General features: G+C 37.1%; 20 protein-coding genes and 1 pseudogene. 17 read left to right on the top strand and 4 right to left on the bottom strand.

The annotated features are described in order from the left end of the window. Together AC1Q8L_RS10415 and AC1Q8L_RS10420 are read left to right on the top strand one after the other, a co-directional pair. Window positions 1–463, top strand: a pseudogene (locus tag AC1Q8L_RS10415) (peptigoglycan-binding protein LysM); the annotation flags it as partial. Window positions 464–641: 178 nt separating this feature from the next. Further along, a complete protein-coding gene (locus tag AC1Q8L_RS10420; protein WP_001093537.1) occupies window positions 642–1,286 on the top strand; it encodes a YhcN/YlaJ family sporulation lipoprotein in 645 nt (214 codons plus the stop codon). Between the two features lie 33 nt (window positions 1,287–1,319). Here the strand turns inward: AC1Q8L_RS10420 and AC1Q8L_RS10425 are convergent, their stop codons facing one another. Continuing rightward, window positions 1,320–1,754 (bottom strand): hypothetical protein, encoded by a 435-nt coding sequence (locus tag AC1Q8L_RS10425; RefSeq protein WP_000721216.1) that lies wholly within the window; start codon window positions 1,752–1,754, stop codon window positions 1,320–1,322. Between the two features lie 430 nt (window positions 1,755–2,184). On the opposite strand from AC1Q8L_RS10425, the gene AC1Q8L_RS10430 reads away from it, so the two are divergent. Next, window positions 2,185–2,715, top strand: a complete 531-nt coding sequence (locus AC1Q8L_RS10430) for a BofC C-terminal domain-containing protein (protein WP_000871172.1) — start codon at window positions 2,185–2,187, stop codon at window positions 2,713–2,715. 11 nt (window positions 2,716–2,726) lie between these two features. On the opposite strand, the gene AC1Q8L_RS10435 is transcribed toward AC1Q8L_RS10430, so the two are convergent. Further along, entirely contained in the window at window positions 2,727–3,671 is a 945-nt protein-coding gene (locus tag AC1Q8L_RS10435; protein ID WP_025117781.1) for an iron-hydroxamate ABC transporter substrate-binding protein, read from the bottom strand. A 188-nt stretch (window positions 3,672–3,859) separates the two neighbouring features. Here AC1Q8L_RS10435 and ruvA point away from each other — a divergent pair, with 188 nt between their 5' ends. Genes ruvA through yajC form a run of 6 tightly spaced genes read left to right on the top strand, consistent with a single transcriptional unit; the run spans window position 3,860 to window position 8,193 of the window. Further along, the gene (gene ruvA, locus AC1Q8L_RS10440) at window positions 3,860–4,477 is read left to right on the top strand and encodes a Holliday junction DNA helicase RuvA (RefSeq protein ID WP_000464511.1); all 618 of its coding nucleotides are present in this window, start codon (window positions 3,860–3,862) and stop codon (window positions 4,475–4,477) included. Between the two features lie 5 nt (window positions 4,478–4,482). Next, the gene (ruvB, locus tag AC1Q8L_RS10445) at window positions 4,483–5,484 is read left to right on the top strand and encodes a Holliday junction branch migration DNA helicase RuvB (RefSeq protein ID WP_000344450.1); all 1,002 of its coding nucleotides are present in this window, start codon (window positions 4,483–4,485) and stop codon (window positions 5,482–5,484) included. Beyond that, window positions 5,481–5,681, top strand: coding sequence for a DUF2905 domain-containing protein (locus tag AC1Q8L_RS10450; RefSeq protein WP_000970410.1), 201 nt, complete (start codon window positions 5,481–5,483; stop codon window positions 5,679–5,681). The genes ruvB and AC1Q8L_RS10450 overlap by 4 nt, the downstream gene beginning before the upstream one ends. 19 nt (window positions 5,682–5,700) lie before the next feature. Beyond that, on the top strand, window positions 5,701–6,753 hold the full coding sequence (gene queA, locus AC1Q8L_RS10455) for a tRNA preQ1(34) S-adenosylmethionine ribosyltransferase-isomerase QueA (RefSeq protein WP_000354014.1): 1,053 nt from the start codon (window positions 5,701–5,703) through the stop codon (window positions 6,751–6,753). A 12-nt stretch (window positions 6,754–6,765) separates the two neighbouring features. Continuing rightward, window positions 6,766–7,905 carry a tRNA guanosine(34) transglycosylase Tgt gene (tgt, locus tag AC1Q8L_RS10460; protein ID WP_098582176.1) on the top strand — a complete coding sequence of 380 codons (1,140 nt, stop codon included), beginning with the start codon at window positions 6,766–6,768 and terminating at the stop codon, window positions 7,903–7,905. Window positions 7,906–7,932: 27 nt separating this feature from the next. Next, the gene (gene yajC / locus AC1Q8L_RS10465) at window positions 7,933–8,193 is read left to right on the top strand and encodes a preprotein translocase subunit YajC (protein WP_000991115.1); all 261 of its coding nucleotides are present in this window, start codon (window positions 7,933–7,935) and stop codon (window positions 8,191–8,193) included. Window positions 8,194–8,229: 36 nt separating this feature from the next. Here the strand turns inward: yajC and AC1Q8L_RS10470 are convergent, their stop codons facing one another. Continuing rightward, window positions 8,230–8,613 carry a TIGR04086 family membrane protein gene (locus AC1Q8L_RS10470; RefSeq protein ID WP_000349148.1) on the bottom strand — a complete coding sequence of 128 codons (384 nt, stop codon included), beginning with the start codon at window positions 8,611–8,613 and terminating at the stop codon, window positions 8,230–8,232. 103 nt (window positions 8,614–8,716) lie between these two features. On the opposite strand from AC1Q8L_RS10470, the gene AC1Q8L_RS10475 reads away from it, so the two are divergent. Then, window positions 8,717–9,364, top strand: coding sequence for a DUF421 domain-containing protein (locus tag AC1Q8L_RS10475; protein ID WP_000454821.1), 648 nt, complete (start codon window positions 8,717–8,719; stop codon window positions 9,362–9,364). Between the two features lie 80 nt (window positions 9,365–9,444). On the opposite strand, the gene spoVB is transcribed toward AC1Q8L_RS10475, so the two are convergent. After that, entirely contained in the window at window positions 9,445–11,004 is a 1,560-nt protein-coding gene (gene spoVB / locus AC1Q8L_RS10480) for a stage V sporulation protein B (protein ID WP_000198301.1), read from the bottom strand. Window positions 11,005–11,189: 185 nt separating this feature from the next. Between spoVB and AC1Q8L_RS10485 the strand changes: the two genes are divergently transcribed. The 7 genes from AC1Q8L_RS10485 (at window position 11,190) to AC1Q8L_RS10515 (ending at window position 20,910) form a co-directional block, all read left to right on the top strand. Beyond that, window positions 11,190–11,474, top strand: coding sequence for a post-transcriptional regulator (locus AC1Q8L_RS10485; RefSeq protein WP_000886979.1), 285 nt, complete (start codon window positions 11,190–11,192; stop codon window positions 11,472–11,474). 269 nt (window positions 11,475–11,743) lie between these two features. Continuing rightward, window positions 11,744–14,008, top strand: coding sequence for a protein translocase subunit SecDF (secDF, locus tag AC1Q8L_RS10490; protein ID WP_001119065.1), 2,265 nt, complete (start codon window positions 11,744–11,746; stop codon window positions 14,006–14,008). A gap of 156 nt (window positions 14,009–14,164) precedes the next feature. Beyond that, window positions 14,165–15,058, top strand: coding sequence for a cation diffusion facilitator family transporter (locus AC1Q8L_RS10495; RefSeq protein WP_000409746.1), 894 nt, complete (start codon window positions 14,165–14,167; stop codon window positions 15,056–15,058). Between the two features lie 101 nt (window positions 15,059–15,159). Beyond that, window positions 15,160–17,499, top strand: coding sequence for a single-stranded-DNA-specific exonuclease RecJ (gene recJ, locus AC1Q8L_RS10500; protein ID WP_000941225.1), 2,340 nt, complete (start codon window positions 15,160–15,162; stop codon window positions 17,497–17,499). A gap of 47 nt (window positions 17,500–17,546) precedes the next feature. Next, on the top strand, window positions 17,547–18,059 hold the full coding sequence (locus AC1Q8L_RS10505) for an adenine phosphoribosyltransferase (RefSeq protein WP_000346215.1): 513 nt from the start codon (window positions 17,547–17,549) through the stop codon (window positions 18,057–18,059). A 210-nt stretch (window positions 18,060–18,269) separates the two neighbouring features. Next, window positions 18,270–20,453 carry a GTP diphosphokinase gene (gene relA / locus AC1Q8L_RS10510; protein WP_001262795.1) on the top strand — a complete coding sequence of 728 codons (2,184 nt, stop codon included), beginning with the start codon at window positions 18,270–18,272 and terminating at the stop codon, window positions 20,451–20,453. Window positions 20,454–20,469: 16 nt separating this feature from the next. Next, window positions 20,470–20,910 carry a D-tyrosyl-tRNA(Tyr) deacylase gene (locus AC1Q8L_RS10515; RefSeq protein WP_001266965.1) on the top strand — a complete coding sequence of 147 codons (441 nt, stop codon included), beginning with the start codon at window positions 20,470–20,472 and terminating at the stop codon, window positions 20,908–20,910. The last annotated feature ends 123 nt before the right edge of the window (window positions 20,911–21,033 follow it).

Here is a 21,033-nt window from a genome sequence, read left to right on the forward strand (position 1 = left end):
TAATCAAATGCCGAATATGATGCCGATAATGGATAACAATCAAATGCCGAATATGATGCCGATAATGGATAACAATCAACCACCGAATATGATGCCATATCAAATGCCGTATCAACAGCCCATGATGCCGCCGAATCCGTATTATCAACAACCAAATCCATATCAAATGCCATATCAGCAAGGAGCGCCGTTTGGACCACAATATACGTCTATGCCAAATCCGAATATGATGCCAATGGATAATAATATGCCGCCGCTTGTGCAGGGTGAGGAAGATTGTGGATGCGGAGGAGAAAGTAGACTATATAGTCCACAACCAGGTGGTCCGCAATATGCGAATCCTTTATATTATCAACCAACTCAGTCTGCATATGCACCACAGCCAGGAACGATGTATTATCAACCAGATCCACCAAATGTATTTGGAGAGCCCGTTTCAGAAGAAGAGGACGAAGAAGTTTAAAAAGGCGGGAGTATTCCCGCCTTTTTTGCATTCGTGTTAATTAAGAAAATGCAGTTTTTTTATGAAGTGCTAGAAAATTCCCAGTGAAATATTAACAGTGTAAAAACCTTCTCTGTTACTCATCATAAGAGGGAGCTTTTCAGTAGAGAAGCTCATTCTAACAGAGGGGGTTTTTGTATTGAATACGAAAGTAAAAGTGATTGCTGCTTCTTTGTTAGTTACCAGTGCATTAGCTGCATGTGGTACACCGAAAGATAACAATGCAATGGATGGACGTAACTACAATTACGAACGTACATCTTATAATGATACACACCAGTATCGTGATAATGTGACACGTAATGATCGTTATACAGATTATGTAACATATAGAAATGGTCGTAACGATACAGGATACAATTATTATCGAGATGTAAATTACAATGGACAAATTGCTAATCCGCATCCAACTCGTAATATTACAATGAACAATTCATACATTAACAATGATGGTAAAACAGCTGAAAGAATAACAAATCGTGTGAAACGTATGAATAACGTAGACCGTGTGTCTACAGTTGTATATGGAAACGATGTAGCGATTGCGGTAAAACCACGTAACACAGTGACAAATGAAACGGCGATGGCGAACGAAATTCGTCAAGCGGTTTCAAATGAAGTTGGAAACAGAAACGTATATGTTTCTGTAAGAAATGATATGTTTACTCGTGTCGATGCAATGAGTACGCGTCTACGTAACGGTACAGTTACAAACGATTTTAATCGTGACATAGTGAATATGTTCCGAGACATTCGTTACGGTTTAACTGGTACAGTGCGATAACAAAACAAAAGAGGAAGGGTGAGCCCTTCCTCTTTATTCATCGTTGTCTTGTAAACGACGTTTTTTAATAAAATAACTAACGGAGTAAGAAACTAAAAAGCATATGAAAAGAATACTACCTGTTAAAATAGCTTCAAACAGTGGTCTTTCTGGACTGAAAATAATATAAATAATAGCCATAACGATTCCTACAATAAGGGAGCGGAAGACAAGTTTATAATAAGGAGTTGACTTTATTTCCTTTTCACTTTCTTCTACATCGATTGAAACACTTAACTGTAAATAACTAAGGACGATACTTGTAAGAATAAATAATAGCCATAATGGAGATTTCGTAATTTGATCCATTCCTTCAGTGAATCCGATATAGCCTAAAATGCCAATTATACCAAGCGATTGAAAAAGAAAGGCAATACGTATGTTTTTTAATGTTTTCAGAATGAGACGTTCATCCTTTATTTTTTTCACAATATCCATCTCCTGTTTATTATGATTTCGCTGTTATATTAATTGTAATATATATATTACTTTTATCAATTTATAATTTACATATTATTCAGTTGGATAAAAGAGGGAATAAAATATTTTTATAAACATGTTGCACTTATAATTTATTAATGTTATATTAACAAAGCGATGAGCTAATTTACGTAAGACGAGAGATATGCTTAAGTGCTAAACACGCGAATGTGGTCGCCTGGTCTCTCGCCGTAAACGCATCAAGACGCCTGCTTTGCAGGCGTCTTTCATTTTATATAAAAGTAAATGATACATGCAGATGAGGTAAACCCTTATCTGCATTTTTTATTTTTCGAAAGAAATGTAATATGGATAAAACCCCCATTTCCGGAAAAACTACTAATGAAAGTATGATCTTGCCTAAAAGAGGTGAACGGAAATGAAATGGATACTGATTGCGATGCAAGCTTTCGTTATGATGTTTTGTTTCGTTTATGAAACGAATGTGAAGGCGGAAGGGCCAGTACCAGAAGTAACGGAAAAAGAACCTGAGGTTACAATTTTATTAGAGCGTATGTATGTTGATGGAGAAGTAAGTGAGGAAATACTTACAGAAAAAGTAGCGGATTTAGAAAAGTTTTTACAGCAATATAAAGAATGGCAACTTGTTGATCGTGATGATGTACAAATCGTATTACAAAAGAAAGTTGATGATATTTCTCCGTTATTGAAAACGAGCGGATATTTTGGTGTTTCAGAGGAAGGGATATTACAAATTTTCAAAGGTGTGCCAAAAAGTGATAATGCGATCCATTCTTTCTTTCAAATTGATATGAAAAAGCTTGAGAGTTATGAGCGTGCGAAATTGAAGCGTGGTATTCGGATTAAATCAAAAGAAGGTTTTGTAAAGACGATTGAAAAAATGAAACAATACGCAGTGCAAAATAAGAAAAAAAGCAGCTCATGGTGAGCTGCTTTTTCTTACTTATTTTTAGCTAAAATTTCTTTTGCGATTTCATCAATTAGCATATTTTTTCCAATTGGATTGAATGCTTTCGTATTGAAGACTTCATTTGATACTTCATATACGTGATTATTTTTAACTGCTTTATTGTCTTTCCAAACAGCACTGTTTTTGTAGTCTTCGTACACTTTATCAGCTTCGCCGCCGAAGTTTACAATAAACATTTGATCAGGCTGGAATGCAACTAGACCTTCTAGTGATACTTGCGCCATCGTTTGTTTTAAATCTGTACCTTTTGTTGCAGGAAGTTTTAAGTCGTTAAAGATGATGTCACCGTATCCGAAGCTGCCGTATACACGGAAGTTTTGAGGTGTAACTGCAACGAACATAAAGTTCTCATCTTTTGTTTTCTCTTTAATTTTTTTAGATAAAGAGTCTGCTTTCTTATCGTAGTCTGCAATCCATTTGTCTGCTTTCTTCTCTTCGTCAAATAGCTTACCTACTTCTTTAAACTTACCACGCCAGTCTTCTAAGTTTGTTTCTAGAACAACTGTAGGTGCAACCTTTTCTAGTTGATCATAAATTTTTAATTGACGGTTGTTTAAAATTATTAAGTCTGGTTTTAAAGCAGTAACAGCTTCTAAATCAACTTTAGGTGCCCAGTACCAACCAACTGCTTTTACTCCATCTAATTTGTCTGTTAAGTGATTTTGGATTTTATCTTTATATGTATTTGCTGTACCAACAGGTTTGTGTCCAAGAAGTAATAGTTCTTCTGTTGATCCAGATAAGTCAACAATTCTCTTTGGATTTACTGGAATTGTAGCTTCACCTTTAGCATGTTTTACAACTTTTGTTTTCGGTTGTTCTTTTGCTTTTGATTCTTCTTTTTGAGAAGAACAGCCAACGATAGAAAGAACAACAAGCATAATAGTAAATAAAATAAATAGCTTACGTTTCATCCTGATGTAACCCCTTTAATTAGTATTGATAATCATTATCGACCTCTGTATATTAAGGTGCTTTAACCTTTCTGTCAATGGAAAATAACAGAAGTTTCAAGTGGAGAACATTTGTTGGGGCAGTCTCGCTTTTCTATCATTAAATATGTTAAAATGGAATACATGATTTAAGAGGGAGAGATCGTATTTTGTTTGAATATGTTACAGGTTACGTGGAGTATGTAGGGCCGGAATATGTCGTAATTGACCATAATGGAATTGGTTATCAAATTTTCACACCGAATCCGTATGTATTTCAAAGAAGTAAGCAAGAAATCCGTGTCTATACATATCATTATGTGAGAGAAGATATTATGGCACTTTACGGGTTTAAAACACGTGAAGAGCGTTTATTATTTACAAAGTTGTTAGGCGTGTCTGGCATTGGGCCAAAAGGCGCTCTTGCAATTTTAGCTTCTGGTCAAACAGGACAGGTCGTTCAAGCGATTGAGCATGAAGATGAGAAGTTTTTAGTGAAATTCCCAGGCGTCGGAAAGAAAACAGCACGCCAAATGATTTTAGATTTAAAAGGAAAACTAGCAGATGTCGTACCAGATGCATTTGTGGATTTATTCTCAGACACAGAACGTTTTGATGAGAAGAAAGGTTCATCAGCTGAGCTTGATGAGGCACTGGAAGCTCTGCGCGCACTTGGATACGCAGAACGCGAAGTTTCTCGCGTTGTACCAGAGTTATTAAAAGAATCATTAACGACGGATCAGTATATTAAAAAGGCACTTAGTCTTTTACTAAATGGTAAGAGGTGAGTATAATGGACGAACGTCTCCTTTCAGGGGAATCTGCATATGAAGATGCGGATTTAGAATATTCATTACGGCCACAGACGCTCCGTCAGTATATTGGCCAAGATAAAGCGAAACATAATTTAGAAGTATTTATTGAAGCAGCGAAAATGCGTGAAGAAACGTTAGATCACGTGCTTTTATATGGACCGCCAGGTCTTGGTAAAACGACGCTTGCGAATATTATTGCAAATGAAATGGGCGTTAATGTTAGAACAACTTCAGGTCCCGCGATTGAAAGACCAGGAGATTTAGCTGCTGTATTAACAGCGCTTCAGCCAGGGGATGTATTATTTATTGATGAAATTCATCGTTTGCATAGATCAATTGAAGAAGTATTGTATCCTGCGATGGAAGACTTTTGCCTTGATATCGTAATTGGAAAAGGGCCTTCAGCACGTTCTGTACGCCTAGATTTACCGCCATTTACATTAGTTGGAGCAACGACACGCGCCGGAGCATTATCGGCACCGCTTCGTGACCGCTTCGGTGTACTTTCAAGGTTAGAGTACTACACAGTAGATCAGCTTTCTGCGATTGTTGAACGTACAGCAGAAGTGTTTGAAGTTGAAATCGATTCGTTAGCTGCATTAGAAATTGCAAGACGTGCTCGTGGTACACCTCGTATTGCGAATCGTCTTTTAAGACGTGTACGTGATTTCGCGCAAGTTCGTGGTAACGGAACGGTTACGATGGAAATTACGCAAATGGCATTAGAGCTACTGCAAGTAGATAAATTAGGTCTAGATCATATTGATCATAAATTACTGCTTGGTATTATTGAGAAATTCCGTGGTGGTCCAGTTGGATTAGAAACGGTTTCAGCAACAATTGGAGAAGAATCTCATACGATTGAAGATGTGTATGAGCCGTATTTATTACAAATTGGCTTTTTACAACGAACGCCAAGGGGCCGAATTGTAACGCCGCTTGCGTATGAACATTTCGGAATGGAGATGCCAAAAGTATGATGGAGATGCCCAAAATGCTTATTACAGCGGGAATCTTACTCATCGTTGTTGGATTAGCTTGGAAGTTCATTGGCAGGCTTCCAGGCGATATTTTTGTGAAAAAAGGAAACGTTACCTTTTATTTTCCTATCATTACATGTATTGTGTTAAGTATTGTACTATCTTTTATTATGTATATAATAAATCGATTTAAATAAGAAATAGGTGGATATAGCTATGGATATAAATCTGTTTGATTTTCATTTACCAGAAGAACTTATTGCACAAGTCCCGTTAGAAGATCGTGAAACATCAAGATTAATGGTGTTAGACCGTGAAACAGGTGATATTGAACATAAACATTTTACGGACATTCTTTCTTACTTACATGAGGGGGATTGCTTAGTTTTAAATGAAACGAAAGTTATGCCTGCTCGTTTGCACGGTGTGAAAGAAGATACAGGCGCGCACATTGAAGTACTTCTTTTAAAACAAGAAGAAGGCGATAAGTGGGAAACGCTTGTAAAGCCAGCGAAACGTGTAAAAGAAGGAACTGTTATCTCTTTTGGCGAAGGGAAATTAAAAGCAACTTGCACAGGAACTGCAGATCAAGGTGGACGTCAGCTTGAATTTTCATATGACGGCATCTTCTATGAAATTTTAGATGAACTTGGGGAAATGCCACTTCCTCCATATATTAAAGAGACGCTAGAAGATCGCGATCGCTATCAAACAGTATATGCGAAAGAAATCGGTTCAGCAGCAGCGCCGACTGCGGGACTTCACTTTACAGAAGAGTTACTTGAGAAGTTAAAGCAAAAAGGCGTTCAGTTGGCATTCATTACACTTCACGTAGGGCTTGGAACATTTAGACCAGTTTCTGCAGACACGATTGAAGAACACCATATGCACGCAGAATATTACCATATGTCTGAAGAGACAGCGGCATTATTAAATCGTGTGAAAGAGAATGGTGGACGTATTATTACTGTAGGTACGACATCAACTCGTACGTTAGAAACAATTGCAACAGATCATGACGGTAAGCTTTGCGCCGCTTCTGGATGGACAGATATTTTCATGTATCCGGGATATGAATTTAAAGCAATTGATGGTTTAATTACAAACTTCCACTTGCCGAAATCAACATTAATCATGCTTGTAAGTGCATTTGCAAATAGAGATAATGTACTTCATGCTTATAATGAAGCAGTAAAAGAAAAATATCGTTTCTTTAGCTTCGGTGATGCAATGTTCGTTGCATCTCACGCTAAAATGAGAAACAAATAAAAGGAGTAAGTTATGACAGCAATTCGTTATGAATTTATTAAGACATGTAAACAAACGGGTGCCCGTTTAGGTCGTGTGTATACACCGCACGGTTCATTTGATACACCAACATTTATGCCAGTTGGTACACTTGCGACAGTTAAGACAATGTCACCGGAAGAATTAAAAGCAATGGATTCTGGCATTATTTTAAGTAATACGTATCATTTATGGCTACGTCCAGGTCATGAAATTATTCGTGAAGCAGGCGGCTTGCATAAATTTATGAACTGGGATCGTGCAATCTTAACAGACTCTGGTGGTTTCCAAGTATTCAGTTTAAGTGACTTCCGTCGTATTGAAGAGGAAGGCGTTCACTTCCGTAATCACTTAAATGGAGATAAATTATTCTTATCACCAGAAAAAGCGATGGAAATCCAAAATGCATTAGGTTCGGATATTATGATGGCATTTGATGAGTGTCCGCCATTCCCGGCTACTTTTGAATATATGAAGAAATCTGTAGAGCGTACGAGCCGCTGGGCAGAACGTTGCTTAAAAGCGCATGAACGTCCGCAAGATCAAGGTTTATTCGGTATTGTACAGGGCGGGGAGTACGAAGAGCTTCGTCGTCAAAGTGCGAAAGACCTTGTTTCAATGGACTTCCCTGGTTACGCTGTAGGTGGTTTATCTGTTGGTGAACCGAAAGATATTATGAACCGTGTACTTGAGTTTACAACACCACTTCTTCCAGATAATAAGCCTCGTTACTTAATGGGTGTAGGTTCTCCTGACTCATTAATCGATGGTGCAATTCGTGGTATTGATATGTTTGACTGCGTACTTCCAACTCGTATCGCTCGAAATGGTACATGTATGACAAGTGAAGGTCGACTCGTTGTAAAAAATGCGAAATTCGCAAGAGACTTCGGTCCGCTTGATCCAAACTGTGATTGCTACACATGTAAAAACTACTCACGTGCGTATATTCGTCACTTAATGAAATGTGATGAAACGTTCGGAATTCGTTTAACGTCTTATCACAACCTTCATTTTCTGTTAAACTTAATGGAGCAGGTGAGACAAGCTATTCGTGAAGACCGTCTTGGCGATTTCCGCGAAGAGTTCTTTGAACAGTATGGCTTTAATAAACCGAATGCTAAAAACTTCTAATACATAATTTAAAAGGAGGAACAAAAGATGAATGCAGGTATGATGAATATCGTTATGATCGTTGCGATGTTTGCGATTTTCTATTTCTTATTAATTCGCCCGCAACAAAAACGTCAAAAAGCAGTTGCTCAAATGCAAAGTGAGTTAGCAAAAGGTGATGCTATCGTAACAATCGGTGGTTTACACGGTACAATCGAATCAGTAGATGAGACGAAAATCGTTATTAAATCTGGTGGTTCACACTTAACTTTCGATCGCAATGCGATTCGTGAAGTTGTGAAAAACTAATGTGGAAGGCCCTGCATGAAATGTGCAGGGCCTTTTTTAGTTACTTTGCTTTGACATATTTACACCGAAAATACCACCGAGTGTACTCGCCCCCATTAATGCTAATTGATAAAGTAATTGTGAGTTCGATAAGGTTTGAGAAAAGCCTAAATAGTTAACTAAAAAGACGAGTATAGTGAATGTGAGCCCTGTTGTGAAACCTACTAGCCAACCTTTTCCTTGAGCCTTTTTGCCGGCAGTAAATCCAGACATAAGCATAGATAAAAGAGCGAGTATAAAAATAGTAACGGTTAATGTCCCTTCATTTATATTTGTAAACTTTAATAAAAGAGCCATAATCATACTAGTAATAGATGCGAGAATTAGTAGTGTAACAATACCGAAGCCAATTGCAGTTGATAATTTTTTCGTTCCATCCATTTATGCATTCCCCCTTTTTAATACAAGCATATTTTCCTTTTGCCCAAGTTAGACTAGTTTCTTTTTTATAGGGGAGTCTATACGTAAAAAAGGAGATGTAGAAATGGAATGGATATCAATAATTGGACGGACAATGCTTTTGTATATCATCATCTTAATTATTTTTCGTCTTATGGGTAAACGTGAGATAGGAGAGCTAAGTGTATTAGATTTAGTCGTATTTATTATGCTTGGAGAAATGGCCGTAGTGGCAATTGAAAATACCGATAAATCACTTTGGCATCAATTAGTTCCGATGACTTTTCTTATGTGCATCCAAATTATTTTGTCAGTCATTTCCCTAAAGTATCAACGCTTTCGGCATTTAATAGAAGGTGAGCCAGCTATTCTTGTAAACGCGGGGAAGATTGATGAAAAGAAGATGAGAAAGCAACGGTATAATATAGATGATTTAATGATGCAATTAAGGGAACAAGGAGTTGGAGATATTCGGGATGTAGAATATGCTATTTTGGAACCGTCTGGGAAGTTATCTGTCTTTCAAAAACAAAAAAATAAACAAGATACATTACAGTTTACGCTTCCTCTTATTATTGATGGAGAAATTCAATCTAGTCATTTACAAATGATTGAGCATACAGATGAATGGCTTATTGAGAAATTAAAAAACTTAGGTTATAACGATGTAACACAAATTTTATACTGTAGTTTTCAAAACGGACAATTTTTTGTTGATGTAAAAGAAAATTAGAGATTTATCCTTTGAAAGAGTAAGAATGATTGGTTTAACTAATAATCAGTGGAGATTACCCCACTGATTAAAGTTTCATCTTATTTCAAAAATGAAAGTTTACGAATGATAGGGAGACGACTTAACTCTTCTTTTCGAATGAGTTTGAAAGTGAAGAGAAGTACGATATAAACAATTGTTGTTAAAGTGATTTCCCATAATGTTTGTATGCCAAGGGAATGAGAGAAAATAATATATTTATGGAGATAAAAACCGAAGGCGCCTGCGATACCGATGGCAAGTCCGCCGAAAATATAGTCTTTTGCGTAAATGGTAAATGTAATCTTTTTTAAAACAGTAGCGTAGTGAAGAAATGTTACTGTTACAATATTTGCAGCGATAGCAAGTGCAACCCCCATCATTTGAAATTCTGGCCTTGATGCTAGTACAAAAATAACGATTAATTTCACGATGGCACCAATAAATGTATTCATCATTGCAGCCCTTGCTAAGTTTAAAGCTTGCAAAACAGAGGTAAGTGGACTTTGGAAATAATGAAATAAAAAGCAAGGCGCAAGAAGTTGAATGAATGCTGTTGCGCTGTCTGATCCATACATAAGAGTTAAAACAGGAGAAGCGAATACGTATAATATAACGACAGACCATCCGCCGGTAATTAATGAAATTCGAAGTGCTTGTTGTAAACGGTGCTCCACTAATTTATGTTGTCTTTTTGCCATTGCTTCACTAATAGAAGGGACGAGCGCTGTAGAAAGAGCGTATGTAATAAAGGCGGGTAGTGATAGAAGCGGGAATGCATAACCGTTTAATATACCGTATTGCTGGGTTGCAACAGAAGCAGCGACACCAGCGATTGCTAAGCTTTGCATAACGACAATAGGTTCAAAAAAATATGAAACGGAGCCGATTAAACGACTTCCTGTAGTTGGAAGGGCAATATCCATCAGAGAATAAAATGTCCCTTTGCTTTCCTTTACAGTAGTGAAAAATCCAGAGCGTATTGATAAATGTTTTTCTCGCTGAAATAACGTGAGTAAAAATAATAAGGATGCAACTTCACCGAGAACAGCTGATAACATAGCGCCGGCTGCAGCGTATTCTATGCCGTAAGGTAAAAATAACTGGATGCATATAGCGATAATGGTAATGCGGACGACTTGTTCTAGAACTTGCGCATAAGCGCTAGGTTTCATGTTTTGTTTCCCTTGAAAGTAACCACGCAAAACAGAAGAAACAGCAATAACGGGGACAACGGGCAAAATAGCCATTAATGGATAGTACGTTCTTTCGTCGGTTAATAATGTTTTTGCTAAAATAGGCGTGAGGAACATAATTCCGATTGTTAAAATGATACTAATAACGGATGTAACAGCTAGTGATACGGTTAATATTTTTTTAACTCTTTGTTTATCGTTCACAGCTTCTGCTTCTGCTACAAATTTTGCGATGGCGACAGGAAGACCAATTTGTGTCAATGTAATTGCTAAAATGAATGTAGGAACGGCCATCATATAAAGACCAACGCCTTCTTCTCCTAAAATACGTGCCATTACTATGCGGTTGATAAAGCCGAGTATTTTTGTAATAAAGCCGGCTATCATTAAAATAAATGCGCCTTTTAAAAAGCTTTGTCTCGTCATGTTCTTCTCCTACCTTCTCAAAATCAATGGAATGATTTACAATAATTTATATGCACGTACGAGACAAGAATGACAAGCATTTAAGAGAGTGAAGTATGATAGTGCTCTTGAAAGTAGTTATTGCTGTCCATTAGAGCGGGATTAAAGCGACTTTTTCGTGCTGAAATAAGAAGGAGATGTTATAAATGTTAGATAGAGAGGCTTTGGTAGAATCATACCGCGGACAGTTACAAGTCGTTTTAGAAAGTAAAGTAGAAGAGTTTCAAATGTTCGGTTACGACCGAGTAACAGATGATGACATTTGGAAGTTTCTCAAAGTGAAAAAGTGGAAGAAGATAGACAGCGATGTTAGATTGTATGAATTAGTTAATGACGTATTAACAGTAAGTACTAATGAATATATGACATATTTAACTGTTGAAGCTTATCAAGCACCGCTTTGGTCATTTGATGAGTACGAAAATAAATAACCGACTGCAATTGGTTTGTTCTTCCTTTTGCAGTATAATGATATGTATTGATAAAGAGGAAATAATTGTGTCTAAGATTATATATAAAGGAGGTCGTGAAGAGGAAAATAAATGATGAAAGTGTAGGTAGTGTAAAAGCCTACCTATACAGCTAGTGATGAACTAGCAAAAATTATAGAAAGGAAGTCTACTAACTAGGCGTATGCACACGTATAGCAGTGAATCGTAAAAGATTTATTGAAAGTGTTAGTAGCAGAAAGAGGGTACATATGGCAAAGCGTGGTACGAGAATTGCCGCCTTTTTCCTCATCGTCTTATTAATCGGTGGAGTAATTGGTGCGGCAGGAAAAGACATAGCAAAAGGAATTAGTCTAGGACTAGACCTTCGCGGCGGTTTTGAAATTCTGTATGAAGTAAAACCAGCCAAAAAAGGTGATAAAATCGATCGAGACGTACTTGTAAGTACAGTAGGTGCTCTTGAAAATCGTGTCAATGTTCTCGGTGTAAGTGAGCCGAACATTCAAATCGAAGGGCAAGATCGAATTCGTGTACAGCTTGCTGGTGTACAAGATCAGCAAAAAGCACGTGAAATGTTATCAACACAAGCGAAATTAACATTCCGTGATGTGGATGATAACCTTCTTATGGATGGAACGGATTTAAAAGGCGGCGGAGCGAAGCAAACATTTGATGAGCAAGGCCGTGCGAGCGTAGGTCTTACACTAAAAAGCGCTGAAAAATTCCGTGAAGTAACTGAAAAAATTTCTAAAATGCCACCACCAACGAATTTAATGGTAATTTGGCTTGATTTTGAAGAAGGAAAAGATTCGTATAAAGCAGAATCTGCAAAACCGAATCCAAAGTTCTTATCAGCAGCAACAGTAAACCAAGTATTTAACCAAGCTGAAGTATCTATCGTAGGTGGAAACTTCACAGTTGAAAGTGCGAAACAACTTTCATCTTTATTAAATGCAGGTGCACTTCCTGTTGATTTAAAAGAAATGTATTCAACATCTGTTGGAGCGAAATTTGGTCAACAAGCGTTAGAGCAAACGATTTTCGCTAGTGCGATTGGTATCGCTCTTATTTTCTTATTTATGCTTGTATTCTACCGTTTACCAGGACTTGTAGCGGTTATTATGTTAGGTTTATACATTTTCGTTACATTACTTGTCTTTAACTGGATGCATGCAGTTCTTACGTTGCCAGGTATTGCGGCGTTAGTGCTCGGAGTAGGTATCGCAGTTGATGCGAATATTATTACGTACGAGAGACTGAAAGAAGAGCTGAAAATTGGTAAGTCCATGATGTCGGCATTCCGAGCTGGTAACCATCGTTCATTAGCAACAATTTTAGATGCAAACGTTACGACTCTTGCAGCAGCTGGTGTGTTATTCGTTTATGGTAATAGCTCTGTAAAAGGATTCGCAACAAGTTTAATCGTAAGTATTTTAGTTGGTTTTATTACGAACGTATTCGGTACTCGTTTCTTACTAGGTTTACTTGTAAAGAGCCGTTACTTCGATAAAAAACCAGGATATTTTGGTGTGAAACAAAAGGATATTATTCCATTAACAAAAGGTGTAGTGCATCCGCCAACGAGATTTGATCGTATTAACTTCGTGAATATCGGTCATAAATTCCTTATCTTCTCAATTGTAGTTGTAATTGCAGGTGCAATTATCTTACCAATTTTCAAATTGAATCTTGGGATTGACTTTGCAAGTGGTACACGTATTGACTTGCAATCAAAACAAGCCGTTACGGTATCTGATGTTCATAAAGATTTTAAAGAATTGAACATTGATGTGAAGGAAGAAAATATTGTACCGACTGGAGATGACAATAAAGGTTTCGCAGTTCGTACATTAGGTGTTTTATCAAAAGATGAAATTGCCAAAACAAAAACATTCTTCCACGATAAATATGGTACAGATCCAAACATAAGTACAGTTTCACCGACAATCGGTAAAGAAATTGCACGAAATGCATTTATCGCTGTACTGATTGCTTCTGCAGTTATCATTTTATATGTAAGTATTCGATTCCGATTTACGTATGCGTTATCTGCAGTGCTTGCGTTACTACATGACGCATTCGTTATGGTTGTTATGTTTAGTATTTTCCAATTAGAGGTAGACTTAACGTTTATCGCTGCAGTACTAACAATCATCGGTTATTCTATTAATGACTCAATTGTTACATTTGATAGAAACCGTGAATTATACAAGCAGAAAAAACGAGTGCGCGATATAAAAGACCTAGAAGAGATTGTAAATGCAAGTATCCGCCAAACGCTTGGTCGTTCGATTAACACCGTATTAACAGTGTTATTCCCAGTAATTGCACTGCTTATCTTCGGTAGTGAGTCACTACGTAACTTCTCGTTTGCGTTACTTGTTGGATTAATTGTAGGTACGTACTCTTCTGTTTTCGTTGCCTCTCAAATTTGGTTAATGCTTGAAAACCGTCGTTTGAAAAAGGGGAAAAACAAGAAGAAGGTTGAGAAAGTAGAATCTGAACCGCAAGTATAGAAAAGATGATGCCTTATTATGAGGCATCTCTTTTTTCGTTTGTGGATACAATAAGATAGCAACTTTTTGATGGGAAGAAGATGGAAGAAAGTGGTGGTGTTATCGCTGTTTTTGTTAAAATAAAAAGATAGGTTAAGAAAAGAAGGGATTTTAATTATGGAAAAAGATGAACGTTTTAAACAGGCCGAGTTTGGTGCTATTGTCGGGATCGTTGGTAATATTATATTAGCAATTGTAAAGGCGGTAATTGGTTATATTGGGAACAGTAAAGCACTGCTAGCAGATGCGGTGCATTCTGCATCAGATGTAATTGGTTCGCTAGCTGTACTTTTTGGATTGCGAGCGGCAAAGCAGCCACCTGATGAAGATCATCCGTATGGTCATGGTAAAGCGGAATCGATTTCAGCGATTATTGTTGCGGTATTATTATTTATTGTGGGACTTGAAATCGCGATTTCATCTATAAAAGCTTTTTCGCAAGAACTAGAACCGCCGAAAGGAATTACGATTTTTGCTGTTGTTCTTTCAATCGTCGTGAAAGAAGGAATGTTTCAATATAAATTCCGACTAGGGAAAAGGGTAAATAGTGATGCAATTATTGCAAATGCATATGAGCACCGTTCGGATGTATTTTCTTCAATTGCAGCTTTAATCGGTATTTGTGCAGCTATACTCGGTGGTAAGCTTGGTATAGACTGGCTTGTATATGCTGATCCGATTGCAGGATTAGTTGTTTCGCTTCTTGTTGTAAAAATGGCATGGAGCATTGGAGCGGAAGCAATTCATGCAACGCTTGACCATGTTCTTCATGAGGAGGATGTTATTCCGCTTAGAGAAGCAGTTCTTCAAGTAGATGGTGTGAAAAAAATTGGTTCTTTATATGCACGGGAGCATGGTCATTATGTTATTGTCGATATTAAAGTGTCTGTAGATCCATACATTACTGTAGAAGAAGGACACCGTATTGGAAAACATGTGAAAGAAATACTTATGAAACAAGATAATGTACAAAATGTATTCGTACATATAAATCCGTATTCTCCAAATTAAACATCATTAACATTTTAGTATATAGATATTGCATCGTAGTTTGCATTATATTGTCACCCCTTAATCTGTCTTGTATAATGAACAGGTTAAGGGGTGATTTCGTGTTACAACCGAAGACGCGTTGGAAAGAAAAAGAATATAATGACGAACGAGTGAGTGAATTAGCAAGTAAATTACAGTTATCGCCACTTGTCGTTTCATTATTCCTCGGTAGAGGACTAGATACAGAAGATAAGATTTTAGATTTTTTAAATACAGAAAATCAAGAATTTCATGATCCATTTTTATTAGAAGGAATGGATAGAACGGTAGAACGTGTAAATAAGGCGATTCAAAATGGAGAACAAATATTAATATTTGGTGATTACGATGCAGACGGAGTAAGTAGTACAACTGTGTTATATCTTGCTCTTCAAGAATTAGGTGCAGAAGTAGAATTTTATATTCCAAATCGTTTTACAGAAGGGTATGGGCCGAACGAAGAAGCGTTTCGTTGGGCGCATAGCGCAGGGTTCTCACTGATTATTACTGTCGACACTGGCATCGCAGCAGTACATGAAGCGAATGTAGCGAAAGAGCTTGGAATAGATCTAATTATTACAGATCACCATGAGCCACCGCCAGAATTGCCAGAAGCACTTGCGATTATACATCCGAAATTAGATGGCGGTGTATATCCGTTTCACTATTTAGCTGGTGTAGGTGTTGCGTTTAAAGTTGCGCATGCACTATTAGGCCGTGTACCAGAACATTTATTAGAGATTGCAGTAATCGGTACAGTAGCCGATTTAGTGTCACTTCATGGTGAAAATAGGTTGCTAGTGAAACGCGGTTTAAAACATATGCGTATGACGAAAAATATTGGTTTAAAGGCATTGTTTAAAGTTGCTAACGTTTCGCAAAGTGAAATTACAGAAGAGAGTATTGGCTTCTCAATTGCACCGCGTATTAATGCGGTCGGGCGTTTAGAAGATGCAACGCCGGCTGTACACCTTTTATTATCAGATGATCCTGAGGAAGCGAAAGAGTTGGCCGAAGAAATTGATGAGCTGAACAAACTGCGAAAAGATATTGTAAAGCAAATTACAGAAGAGGCTATCGCTGAAGTTGAAAATAACTTCCCACCAGAAGAAAACAAAGTGTTAGTACTTGCAAAAGAAGGTTGGAATCCAGGTGTAATTGGGATTGTCGCTTCTAAATTAGTTGAACGTTTTTATCGTCCGACTATTGTATTATGTATTGATCCTATAAAAGAAACAGCAAAAGGCTCAGCGCGTAGTATTGCAGGATTTGATTTGTTTGCAAATTTATCAGATTGTAGAGAGTTATTGCCACACTTCGGAGGGCATCCAATGGCAGCGGGAATGACGCTACATATGAATGATGTAGATGAATTACGTCGCCGCTTAAATGAACAAGCAGATGCAATTTTAACAGAAGAAGATTTTATTCCAATTACAGCAGTTGATGTTTTTTGTAAAGTAGAGGATGTAACACTAGCGGCAATTGAAGATATGCAAAAACTAGCCCCGTTTGGTGTTGGAAATCCGAAACCACGTATTGCAGTGAAAGATGCAGAGTTAGAAAGTATTCGCGCGATCGGATCAGATGGCTCTCATTTAAAAATGGCTCTTCGTGATGGACAAGCAACACTGGATACAATTGGATTTGGTTTTGGTGCATATGCGAAAGAAATCTCTCCAGTTGCAAAAGTATCTGTAATAGGAGAAGCATCCATCAATGAATGGAATAATTTTAAGAAGCCACAATTAATGGTACAAGATATTGCTGTAGAGGCGTGGCAATTATTTGATTGGCGTAGTATGCGTAATGCAGAAGCAAATTTAGCAGAACTTCCGAAAGAAAAAATAACAATGGTGTATTTTTCTGAAGAGGTATTGAATAAATTTTCTTTAGAGAGCTATAAAGAAAAGCTCATGCATGCTTCAGAAGTAACGCATTTAGATGATCAATATATCGTGTTACTTGATTTACCAAAAGGAACAGATGAATTAAGTGAGCTATTTAAAGTAGGATTCCCAGCGCGAATTTATACGCTATTTTATCAAGAGAATAACCACTTATTTAGTACAGTTCCGACGAGAGAACACTTTAAATGGTACTATTCTTTCTTAAGCCAAAAAACACCATTTTCTTTAAGACAATATGGAGAACAACTATGTCGTCATAAAGGTTGGTCAAAAGATACAGTAAATTTCATGACACAGGTGTTTTTTGAGTTAGAATTTGTTACAATAAAAGATGGCGTCATTTTTATGGCAGACAAAAAACAAAAGCGTGATTTAATTGAATCGAACACATATCGTGAGAAAATGAACCACTTACAATTAGAAAAAGAATTGGTTTATAGCACATATCAGCAACTATATACATGGTTTGAAACGATTCGTAATCATAAAGAAGTAGAACAGTTAGGGTAAAGGATTTGTATTTACAAACCTTTTAGATCTGAGGAGGATTCAGAAATATGGATTTCAAGCAACATATCGCAATTGTACCGGATTATCCGAAAGAAGGTATTGTGTTTAAAGACATTACACCTTTAATGAATGACGGTAAAGCATACAAAGCAGCAACAGATGCAATCGTTGAGTACGCAAAAGAAAGAGATATCGATGTTGTAGTAGGACCAGAAGCTCGTGGTTTCATTATCGGTTGCCCAGTTTCTTATGCGTTAGAAGTAGGATTTGCACCAGTTCGTAAATTAGGAAAATTACCACGTGAAGTAATTACTGTTGACTACGGTAAAGAATATGGTAAAGATGTTTTAACAATCCATAAAGATGCAATTAAGCCAGGTCAACGCGTATTAATTACAGATGATCTATTAGCTACAGGTGGAACAATCGAAGCGACAATTAAGTTAGTTGAAGAGCTAGGCGGAGTTGTAGCAGGGATTGCATTCTTAGTAGAGCTTACTTACTTAGATGGTCGTAAAATGTTAGATGGTTACGATGTATTAGTATTAGAAAAATACTAATCACTATATAGGTAAAACTACGGTGATAAAAAGTACCCGTGAATCTCTTGGAGAGGAGCGGGTACTTTTGTATAATTGAACAAAAAATCATGGTGAAATGTCAGTAAAATCTTTTCCTTTTCACAATTCACAATCATTGGGTTATAATGATAGAATATAATTTATTCTATTAAATAAAGATAAAGTCAATTTTCAATAAAAGGTGATTCGATGGCAAATGAGCAGGTACTAACAGCTGAACAGGTACTCGAGAAAGCAAGTCAATATTTAGCGGATGAAGATATTGAGCTAGTGGCACGTGCCTATGAATATGCACGAGATGCGCATAGCGAACAATATAGAAAATCGGGTGAACCGTATATTATTCATCCGATTCAAGTTGCAGGTATTTTAGTTGATTTACACATGGATCCAGCTACGGTATCAGCAGGTTTCTTACATGATGTAGTGGAAGATACAGAGATTACGTTAGAAGATATTGAACGGGAATTTAACAAAGAAATTGCTATGCTTGTTGATGGTGTTACAAAGCTTGGGAAGATCAAATATAAATCTCACGAACAACAACAAGCCGAAAACCATCGCAAAATGTTTATTGCAATGGCTCAAGACATTCGAGTTATTTTAATTAAATTAGCTGATCGTCTTCATAACATGCGTACATTGAAACATTTGCCTCAAGAGAAGCAGCGTCGCATTGCGAATGAAACGTTAGAAATCTTTGCACCTTTAGCACATAGACTCGGAATTAGTACTATTAAATGGGAGCTAGAGGATACGTCACTTCGCTATTTAAATCCACAGCAATATTATCGTATTGTAAATTTAATGAAGCGTAAACGTGCAGAGCGTGAAGAATACTTAGACGAAGTAATGACTGGTATTCGTGAGAAATTAAAAGAAGTTGCAATTCAACCTGAGATTTCTGGAAGACCGAAACATATTTACAGTATTTATCGTAAAATGGCACTGCAAAATAAGCAGTTCAATGAAATTTACGATTTATTAGCTGTACGTGTCGTTGTAAATAGTATTAAAGATTGTTATGCGGTGCTTGGAATTATTCATACGTGCTGGAAGCCGATGCCAGGTCGTTTTAAAGATTATATTGCAATGCCAAAAGCAAATCTATATCAATCTCTTCATACGACTGTAATTGGACCAAAAGGTGATCCACTTGAAGTGCAAATTCGTACGAAAGAAATGCATGAAATTGCAGAATTCGGGATCGCGGCACACTGGGCGTACAAAGAAGGAAAAACAGCAGAAACAACAGGTACATTAGAGAAGAAACTCACATGGTTCCGTCAAATATTAGAATGGCAAAATGAAGCTTCTAATGCAGAAGAATTTATGGAGTCATTAAAAATTGATTTATTTTCTGACATGGTATTCGTCTTTACACCGAAAGGCGATGTAATGGAATTACCACTTGGATCGGTTCCGATTGATTTCGCGTATCGTGTCCATTCGGAAATTGGGAATAAAACAATTGGTGCAAAAGTAAACGGTAAAATGGTGACTTTGGATTATAAATTAAAAACAGGCGACATCATTGAAATTTTAACGTCGAAACATTCATATGGCCCAAGTCAAGATTGGGTAAAACTTGCTCAAACATCTCATGCGAAAAATAAAATTCGTCAATTCTTTAAGAAACAACGTAGAGACGAAAATATTGAAAAAGGCCGTGAACTTGTTGAAAAGGAAGTACGTGGTCTAGAGTATGAGATGAAAGAAGTATTAGCGCCTGATAACTTAAAACGCGTCGCTGAGAAATTTAACTTTGCAAATGAAGAAGATATGTTTGCAGCAGTTGGATATAGCGGAATTACAGCTTCGCAAATTGTTACGCGACTAACGGACAAGTTCCGTAAACAACGCGAAGAAGAAGAAATTGTTGAAGTTAAAGAAGTTCGTAAACCGATGAAAATTCGAAAATGGGATTCTGGTGTAAAGGTAAGCGGTGCTGATAATTTATTAATCCGTTTATCGAAATGCTGTAACCCAGTTCCAGGCGATGATATCGTTGGATATATTACGAAAGGCCGAGGTGTATCGATTCACCGCCGTGATTGTGTAAACGTTCATACAGAAGAAGCTGTAGAACGTTTATTAGAAGTAGAGTGGGAAGGTAGCCCTGAAAAAGAAATTGAGTATAACGTTGATATTGAAATTTCGGGTTACGATCGCCGTGGTTTATTAAATGAAGTACTGCAAGCTGTTACAGAGACGAAAACGTACATTTCAGCTGTTTCTGGTAGAAGTGACCGTAATAAAATGGCAACAATTAATATGTCAATCTCGATTCGTAACTTACAACACTTGAAAAAAGTAGTAGAACGCATTAAACGCGTTCCAGAAATTTATGCAGTACGACGCATGATGCATTAATAGGGAGTGTAGAAAGATGAGAGTTGTTTTACAACGATCAAAGAAAGCGTCTGTCACAGTAGACGGTGAGATCGTAGGACAAATTCCGTTCGGTTTAACATTACTAGTTGGCATTACGCATGAAGATACAGAAAAAGATGCAACTTATATTGCGGAAAAAATTGCAAACTTACGTATTTTTGAAGATGAGAGCGGAAAGATGAATCATTCTGTACTTGATGTAGAAGGACAAGTTCTATCTATTTCACAATTTACATTATACGGAGATTGTCGCAAGGGAAGACGTCCAAACTTTATGGATGCTGCGAAACCTGACTACGCAGAGCGTTTATACGATTTCTTTAATGAAGAAGTTCGCAAACAAGGATTGCATGTGGAAACAGGGAAGTTCGGAGCAATGATGGACGTTTCTTTAATCAATGATGGTCCGGTGACCTTAATTGTAGAAAGTAAATAGTGTTGATAAAAAAGAGAGGGTTATATAATCCTCTCTTTTTTATACATTGTTGTATGTTTTGTTCATTTATTTGGAATCAATAGCAGTTTCGGTTATGTATAACTCTCTCATCAATATGGAACA

The organism is Bacillus sp. GW823-FHT06A11, from assembly GCF_058795355.1.

Bases quoted from the DNA above. Each gene is read 5' to 3' on its own strand.
- AC1Q8L_RS10430 (WP_000871172.1), top strand. From the start codon at position 2,185: ATGAAATGGATACTGATTGCGATGCAAGCTTTCGTTATGATGTTTTGT.
- AC1Q8L_RS10435 (WP_025117781.1), bottom strand. From the start codon at position 3,671: ATGAAACGTAAGCTATTTATTTTATTTACTATTATGCTTGTTGTTCTT.
- ruvB (WP_000344450.1), top strand. From the start codon at position 4,483: ATGGACGAACGTCTCCTTTCAGGGGAATCTGCATATGAAGATGCGGAT.
- AC1Q8L_RS10450 (WP_000970410.1), top strand. From the start codon at position 5,481: ATGATGGAGATGCCCAAAATGCTTATTACAGCGGGAATCTTACTCATC.
- queA (WP_000354014.1), top strand. From the start codon at position 5,701: ATGGATATAAATCTGTTTGATTTTCATTTACCAGAAGAACTTATTGCA.
- tgt (WP_098582176.1), top strand. From the start codon at position 6,766: ATGACAGCAATTCGTTATGAATTTATTAAGACATGTAAACAAACGGGT.
- yajC (WP_000991115.1), top strand. From the start codon at position 7,933: ATGAATGCAGGTATGATGAATATCGTTATGATCGTTGCGATGTTTGCG.
- AC1Q8L_RS10470 (WP_000349148.1), bottom strand. From the start codon at position 8,613: ATGGATGGAACGAAAAAATTATCAACTGCAATTGGCTTCGGTATTGTT.
- AC1Q8L_RS10475 (WP_000454821.1), top strand. From the start codon at position 8,717: ATGGAATGGATATCAATAATTGGACGGACAATGCTTTTGTATATCATC.
- spoVB (WP_000198301.1), bottom strand. From the start codon at position 11,004: ATGACGAGACAAAGCTTTTTAAAAGGCGCATTTATTTTAATGATAGCC.
- AC1Q8L_RS10485 (WP_000886979.1), top strand. From the start codon at position 11,190: ATGTTAGATAGAGAGGCTTTGGTAGAATCATACCGCGGACAGTTACAA.
- secDF (WP_001119065.1), top strand. From the start codon at position 11,744: ATGGCAAAGCGTGGTACGAGAATTGCCGCCTTTTTCCTCATCGTCTTA.
- AC1Q8L_RS10495 (WP_000409746.1), top strand. From the start codon at position 14,165: ATGGAAAAAGATGAACGTTTTAAACAGGCCGAGTTTGGTGCTATTGTC.
- AC1Q8L_RS10505 (WP_000346215.1), top strand. From the start codon at position 17,547: ATGGATTTCAAGCAACATATCGCAATTGTACCGGATTATCCGAAAGAA.
- relA (WP_001262795.1), top strand. From the start codon at position 18,270: ATGGCAAATGAGCAGGTACTAACAGCTGAACAGGTACTCGAGAAAGCA.
- AC1Q8L_RS10515 (WP_001266965.1), top strand. From the start codon at position 20,470: ATGAGAGTTGTTTTACAACGATCAAAGAAAGCGTCTGTCACAGTAGAC.